7 protein-coding genes are annotated in these 6145 nt (G+C 40.0%); 2 read left to right on the forward strand and 5 right to left on the reverse strand.

What is annotated here, in order from left to right:
- Nucleotides 1–59: 59 nt before the first annotated feature.
- The 3 genes from OMHG_RS08260 to OMHG_RS08270 form a co-directional block, all read right to left on the reverse strand.
- On the reverse strand, nucleotides 60–605 hold the full coding sequence (locus OMHG_RS08260; RefSeq protein ID WP_010650006.1) for an NADPH-dependent FMN reductase: 546 nt from the start codon (nucleotides 603–605) through the stop codon (nucleotides 60–62).
- A gap of 324 nt (nucleotides 606–929) precedes the next feature.
- Complete coding sequence (locus tag OMHG_RS08265) at nucleotides 930–1496, reverse strand: NADPH-dependent FMN reductase (RefSeq protein ID WP_010650008.1); 567 nt, start codon at nucleotides 1494–1496, stop codon at nucleotides 930–932.
- A 13-nt stretch (nucleotides 1497–1509) separates the two neighbouring features.
- Complete coding sequence (locus tag OMHG_RS08270; RefSeq protein ID WP_010650009.1) at nucleotides 1510–2568, reverse strand: LLM class flavin-dependent oxidoreductase; 1059 nt, start codon at nucleotides 2566–2568, stop codon at nucleotides 1510–1512.
- Nucleotides 2569–2821: 253 nt separating this feature from the next.
- Here OMHG_RS08270 and OMHG_RS08275 point away from each other — a divergent pair, with 253 nt between their 5' ends.
- Nucleotides 2822–3172 carry a winged helix-turn-helix transcriptional regulator gene (locus tag OMHG_RS08275; protein WP_010650011.1) on the forward strand — a complete coding sequence of 117 codons (351 nt, stop codon included), beginning with the start codon at nucleotides 2822–2824 and terminating at the stop codon, nucleotides 3170–3172.
- A 409-nt stretch (nucleotides 3173–3581) separates the two neighbouring features.
- Nucleotides 3582–4571, forward strand: coding sequence for a tryptophan--tRNA ligase (trpS, locus tag OMHG_RS08280; RefSeq protein ID WP_010650012.1), 990 nt, complete (start codon nucleotides 3582–3584; stop codon nucleotides 4569–4571).
- A 316-nt stretch (nucleotides 4572–4887) separates the two neighbouring features.
- On the opposite strand, the gene OMHG_RS08285 is transcribed toward trpS, so the two are convergent.
- Both OMHG_RS08285 and OMHG_RS08290 read right to left on the reverse strand, forming a co-directional pair.
- Nucleotides 4888–5649 (reverse strand): YjbA family protein, encoded by a 762-nt coding sequence (locus tag OMHG_RS08285; RefSeq protein WP_010650014.1) that lies wholly within the window; start codon nucleotides 5647–5649, stop codon nucleotides 4888–4890.
- Between the two features lie 82 nt (nucleotides 5650–5731).
- Nucleotides 5732–5932: a YuzI family membrane protein gene (locus tag OMHG_RS08290; RefSeq protein ID WP_010650016.1), complete on the reverse strand. Its 201-nt coding sequence runs from the start codon at nucleotides 5930–5932 to the stop codon at nucleotides 5732–5734.
- Nucleotides 5933–6145 lie beyond the last annotated feature (213 nt).

Raw genomic sequence — 6145 nt, forward strand, 5'->3', positions numbered from 1 at the left:
AGCACTCTTTCCTTCCAATGCTTAAACATCTATCCATAATCAGGTTTTTCAGTTATCTGTCAGCCCCTTCTATTCGCGATACTTTGCTGCAAAAGAATCATCTCTTCCGCTAGTAGCTGTATTCGCTTGGAGACCTCCTTATTTATTATTTCATTGTCTTCATTAAAGCAATCACTATGAACGAATACATTCCCTGATGGCACCAGACCCTTCAGATAGGCGAGAATCGGTTTTAGCTGATATTCAGATACAAGAAAGTGTTTTTCAACTGCACCGGTTGTAATAATAGCTGTTACCTTCCCTTTAAATGCATCCACGGGAAAATGATCCAGAAGATTTTTCAAGGCACCCGTAATCGAAGCCTGGTATATGGGTGAACCAAAGACAATCAGATCGGCAGAACTTACTTTATTAACTACATCCCACGTATCCTGATTATAATAAGCTAATGGTTCTCCACGAGCGAATTCAACCTCATAATCTCTCAGGTCAATCAATTCTGTTTTCACAGTTGAATCAAGTTCTTTAGCCTTTTCCAAAAGTTCATGAATGGCCATATTTGTCTTCCATCCAGCAAGTGCACCAGAAACTCCCACTAATTTCATGTTTATTCCCCCAACTATAAATAGTAACTTTGGTTGTAAAGAGACCTTTTATTCTACTAGAATCATGCTTTATTTTTGCATCATTATGGGCGATTAGAAATGGGTCCTAGTAAGTAACTTAACCTTACCATTATGTGTGATAAGGTTCCATTGCAGTTGCTTATAATTGCACTGTTTGTTCTGCTTCTGCGATTTATACAGGCTTTTTTCGCTGCTGTCTCTATATAAAGCATCGTAAACCATCAAATAAGGTACCATTTCGGTACCTTATTGATATTAGAAATTCATTTAATGCCTGTTTGACAAGTTAGACTGGGCAATTTTTCAAAAATCGTATTCGGCTTCTTTTTCCTCACGAATTTTCGCATAGGTCTCTGCTAAAACAACAGTATCTTCAACAAGCCGTTCAATACGGAATAAAACTTCATCACTGGTAATTTCTTTTCGGTAGAAATCTTCTTCTTCGATAAATACATAGGTCTGAACCATCTGTGCTTTCATATAAGCCAAAATAGGTTTCAGTTGCTGCTCTGCAATTAGATAATGCTTTGCAGATCCAGCTGTCACGAGAATACTGACAACTTTGTTCAGAAATGCATTTATAGGAAGCAGATCAAATATATTCTTCAGTGTAGCAGGTATGGATGCCTGGAAAATCGGTGTTCCGATAATTATAGCATCTGCTTCCATGATGGTTTGTGTAATATAGCCTGTGTCGCCTTCATACTCTGTATAATTTCTTCCATCACTGAATTGAATATCGTAATCAGCTAAATCGATTAAAGTCACTTCCGCCTCCGGATATTTTTCCTTTAGTGATTTAACTGTGTAACTCATGGCCGTTTTGGTTTTTGACCCAACAATAGATCCGGATAAACCGACAATCTTCATCCTTTCACCTTCCTTAGTCTTTTGCAGTATATTTTTTGATGGCAGGTAAAATTTCAGTACCTATTAGTTCAATATTTTTCATTAGTTTCTCAAATGGCATCCCGCCAAAATCGATTTGGGCAATATATCGCTGATGCCCAAACACTTCATGCTGATAGAGAATCTTTTCGATAATTTCCTGCGGGCTGCCAATATTCATGACATTATGCGGATCGACACCTTGGGCAAAATGCTGTTTTGGAAAGCCTTGTCCATTTGTCTTCTTCATTCCTTCATTAATATGTGGATACATATCCTGCAATGCCTTCTGGGATGTTTCTGCTGCATAGAAGAAGCCAGCAGTTGCAACCGGTAACTCGGCTGTATCAAATCCCCTGCTTTGTGCGGCTTGTCGATAGGCATCAATGGTACGCTTAAATACGGAAACAGGACCACCCAGATGGGCCATAAACATTGGGGCGCCAGCATACCCTGCCCTTAAAGCGCTGGCAGGAGAACCACCAACTGCACGCCAAATAGGCATTTTACCATTTTGCGGGCGCGGTAGTACCTTTGCATTTTTTAATGGAGCACGATATTCCCCGCTCCAATTAATTACTTCTTCCTCATTTATCTGACGTAGCAGCTCAAATTTTTCTTCATATAACTCTTCATAGTCACGAAGATTATATCCCAACAATTCGAAAAGGCCAACTCTGGATGCCCTTCCAGCAATAATCTCGGCACGGCCTTTGGATATTAAATCAAGAGTCGCAAAATCCTCATAGACCCGAACTGGGTCTGATGTGCTGATTATAGTAGATGAGCTTGCAATTTTGATCTTTTCCGTTGCCTGGGCAATTGCTGACAGTACGACAGAATGTGCCTGTGTTGCAAAATACTCCTGATGACTCTCCCCTACACTAAAAAAGTCGATACCTGCCTGGTCAGCAAGCTTTGCATACTCAATAATTTCATGAATCCGCTCTTCAGCAGAAATTCTTTCACCTGTTAAAGGATTTGGCAAATGGTCACCAAGTGTATATATACCAAATTCCAATCCCTTACTTTGATCTATACGATACTTTTCCACTTTTTCACCCTTCTTCCCATATATATCTGATGGCTGCCTACACGCCCTGTACAGTCGAGAGCAAACCATTTAATCAAAACTGTTAACTACCATTATAGGATTCTCCTTTATGCCAAGTCGAATCCTTTGTCTTTATTTAATTATTTCTTTCCTTTTATCCTTTATAACGTTATTATAGGGTATAATACTAAATAATTTAAGTACCCACTTAAAAGTGGCATAGTATCCAAAATGATACCAAGGAGGAGATAATATGGAAAGGACTCCGGACAATTGCCGCGTCGAGGATGCTCTAAGTATCCTGGTCGGCAAATGGAAGCCAATTATTTTATTGCATTTGCTGCAGCAAGGAACCAAACGTTTCAGTGAATTGAAGCGTAGTATGCCCGGTATCACCCAGAAAATGTTGACCAAGCAATTGCGTGAGCTGGAGGATGAAGATATTGTTGAGCGCGTTGTCTATCCCCAAGTACCTCCAAAAGTAGAGTATTCTATTACAGAATACGGCAGAAGTCTGGAACCAATCCTAGAGGCAATGCATGAATGGGGAACCAAGCACACCTTGCATAAAATGGAAAAAGGCAGCAAAAGGGCCCTTAACTAGAAATTACATTTAGAAATGTCCAGTCCCTAAATTGATGCCACGTGTGTTAATATAAGCTTCGGACCTAATGGCTGAGGCTCTATTTTTCTTTACCCTGTTCTTCTTAATGGCTGATTGTTGTATGCAGAGTAAGAGAGCGCTTCTGATTTAACTTAATAAAGGCGAACCTCCTGCTTCCAAGCTTGTCCGCAGAATCGACTTATAGGTTAGATATCCTAATAATATTGGAAAAGAAGTGGACAATATAATAGAATTTACTATAGATTCTTCCTTATAGGATAGAGGCAAGAACACATTCAAGAAACTCATTGTCTGCGATCACCTTTTTATTGGAGTAAGACGGTCTTTGTGAGGATTTTTTCTGAATAGCCAATGATTTAATTAAATACATAATATGGAGTGAATTGAAATGGAAACGATATTTTCCGGAATACAGCCTAGTGGTACATTGACCTTAGGTAATTATCTTGGAGCCATTCAACAATTTGTTGAATTACAGAATGATTATGATTGTTATTTTTGTATAGTGGACGAACATGCCATTACTGTCCCACAGGAGCGCCTGAAATTAAGGCATAATATTCGCTCGCTAGCAGCATTATACGTTGCAGCAGGGATCAATCCTGAAACCTCGACCCTATTTGTACAATCAGAAGTATCCGCACATACACAGCTGGGCTGGATGCTGCAATCCATTAGCTATGTTGGCGAATTGGAGCGTATGACCCAATATAAGGATAAATCAGAGGGAAAAGATGCCGTATCTTCAGCATTACTGACCTACCCATCACTGATGGCAGCGGACATCTTACTATATAATACAAATGTTGTCCCTGTTGGTGACGATCAGAAGCAACACCTCGAATTGGCACGTGACCTGGCTCAACGCTTTAATAACCGGTTCAACGATATCTTTACCATTCCTGAAATACGCATCCCAAAAATTGGCGCGCGTATTATGTCCTTGCAGGAACCGACCAAGAAGATGAGTAAATCAGATTCAAATGAAAAAGGCTTCATCTCCATGCTCGATGAACCAAAGAAAATTGAGAAGAAAATCAAAAGTGCTGTAACCGATTCAGATGGCATCGTAAAATATGACAAAGAAAATAAACCGGGAGTATCCAATCTCCTCACTATTTACTCCAGCTGTACTGGCGAATCAATCAAAGCACTGGAAGCTAAATATGAAGGTAAAGGATACGGCGATTTCAAGCAAGGTGTTGCCGATGCCGTAATCAGTGTTATAAAGCCTATCCAAGACAGATATGCTGAGCTGATTAACTCCGATAAACTGGATGACATTCTCGACCAAGGAGCAGAAAAAGCTTCCCATACCGCAAATAGAACCCTCGCTAAAGCAAAGAAAGCAATGGGTCTAGGAAGAGTAAGAAAATAGCAAAGTTAAAAGCGCCTATTGGAATCATTTTAATATGATCCCAATAGGCGCTTTAGTTTAATGGAAAAGGAATTAGATATTTACTCTATCTTTAAATTGAGGCGTCGTGCTTGCTGCCTGCAAGCCGAAGCGCTCTAGCAAGCCGAAGCGCTCCGCTCCGGCTTGACAAATGTGAACATCAGCTTTTTTTGTGTGAACATCAGCAATATTTGTGTGAACATCAGCCTTTTCACTGTGAACATCAGCTTATTCACTATAACTATCAGCATTTCCTCAAATTTCCGCTGCATCCCTAACAGTGCGAGCTTCCACCGTTTCACTTTTGATTCGATGTATTGTGCTCTGGTCCAATTTCCGCTTCCCACATCTTTTCGAGAAATGGCTGGCCGCGTATTAACTTTGCACAGAGGTCCTCATGCGCAGGGCTCCATCCTGTTTTGACTCCATTATAGAGTGTTTCCCATACTTTATCCTCGTTCATGTATCGAATTGCCGGATACTGCTTTGGATCCCATTCTGTCAGCCAGTAACGCAACTCTTCTCTATTATTTGTTGTCTTGAGCTGATCCAACCCTATCATCAGCAATTGTTTTAATTGTCTTTCCTTTCTTGTCAGCCCGAAAACAAAATCAGGAGGCATGGATAGCATATGGTATTCTTTCTGGTAGTCAACATCATCAAATTTAAAGGATTGCGGTTTCGTATTTTCTATCATATCGAATACAAGCTGTTCCTGACGCGGAATCAATCTGCTCTTTCGAATAGGTATCGAGTAACCAATTGTGTCGAACGCGAGTATATCAGTACCATCTGTAACTATACACGCATATTCAACATTAGATCGCTTCTGTCCCTTTCGTGTGTAGGCCCGTTTATAGATCGAATCAAGCAAAGCTTTCGGAAGATCATGCATATCATTTTCAATGTAGTTATATAGAGTCTCTGTTATGTATAATAAAGGCACCTGATCCAATAGCTCAATGCTGTCCTCTTTTCTCCATTCATGAAAGTGACAAACACTGTAGCCATTCTCTTCACCTTCAAACCAGTTCACCCAAACATCGTGTAAATATAACATAAACAACCCTCACTTTTTATTTCCGATTTAGAATACATTATGACCATCACGGAGAAAAAATATTCGAGAAGTTACGTTAAAATTAATTAGGATAACGGAATAGCACAACTGCCATCAGCAAAATTCCAATCGGCAAAAAATAACACTCTATCCTTCCACTGATGAATAGAAAATAGTCCGCCCAGGATATACCAGCCGGAAGAAAATTCAAGTATGCTATAACCGTAACACCGCCAGTAACAGCAAGTCCAAACCCTACCAAAAATAAAAATACATGTCCCATAGCTATCCCTCACCTATGCTTGTCCTATTATTGATATATACTATGTGCCTCCTCCTAAAAGAATACTTGTTTAATAAAAGAATGAATATGCATCACATTATTCCGCGCTCCTGCGGTTTTTTCCGCGATTTCTGAGTTTATTCCGCGGTTATTCGCTTTTTTCCGCGATTTTCACGATTTTCCGCGCTCCTTCGCTTTTTTCCGCGTTTTCCA

Source organism: Oceanobacillus massiliensis str. N'diop, assembly GCF_000285495.1.
GTDB classification, from domain to species: Bacteria; Bacillota; Bacilli; order Bacillales; family Amphibacillaceae; genus Oceanobacillus; species Oceanobacillus massiliensis.

What these genes read in the sequence shown, in the direction of transcription:
- OMHG_RS08285 (WP_010650014.1), bottom strand. Translation starts at nt 5,649, where the DNA reads ATGTTATATTTACACGATGTTTGGGTGAACTGGTTTGAAGGTGAAGAG.
- OMHG_RS08290 (WP_010650016.1), bottom strand. Translation starts at nt 5,932, where the DNA reads ATGGGACATGTATTTTTATTTTTGGTAGGGTTTGGACTTGCTGTTACT.
- OMHG_RS08260 (WP_010650006.1), bottom strand. Translation starts at nt 605, where the DNA reads ATGAAATTAGTGGGAGTTTCTGGTGCACTTGCTGGATGGAAGACAAAT.
- trpS (WP_010650012.1), top strand. Translation starts at nt 3,582, where the DNA reads ATGGAAACGATATTTTCCGGAATACAGCCTAGTGGTACATTGACCTTA.
- OMHG_RS08265 (WP_010650008.1), bottom strand. Translation starts at nt 1,496, where the DNA reads ATGAAGATTGTCGGTTTATCCGGATCTATTGTTGGGTCAAAAACCAAA.
- OMHG_RS08275 (WP_010650011.1), top strand. Translation starts at nt 2,822, where the DNA reads ATGGAAAGGACTCCGGACAATTGCCGCGTCGAGGATGCTCTAAGTATC.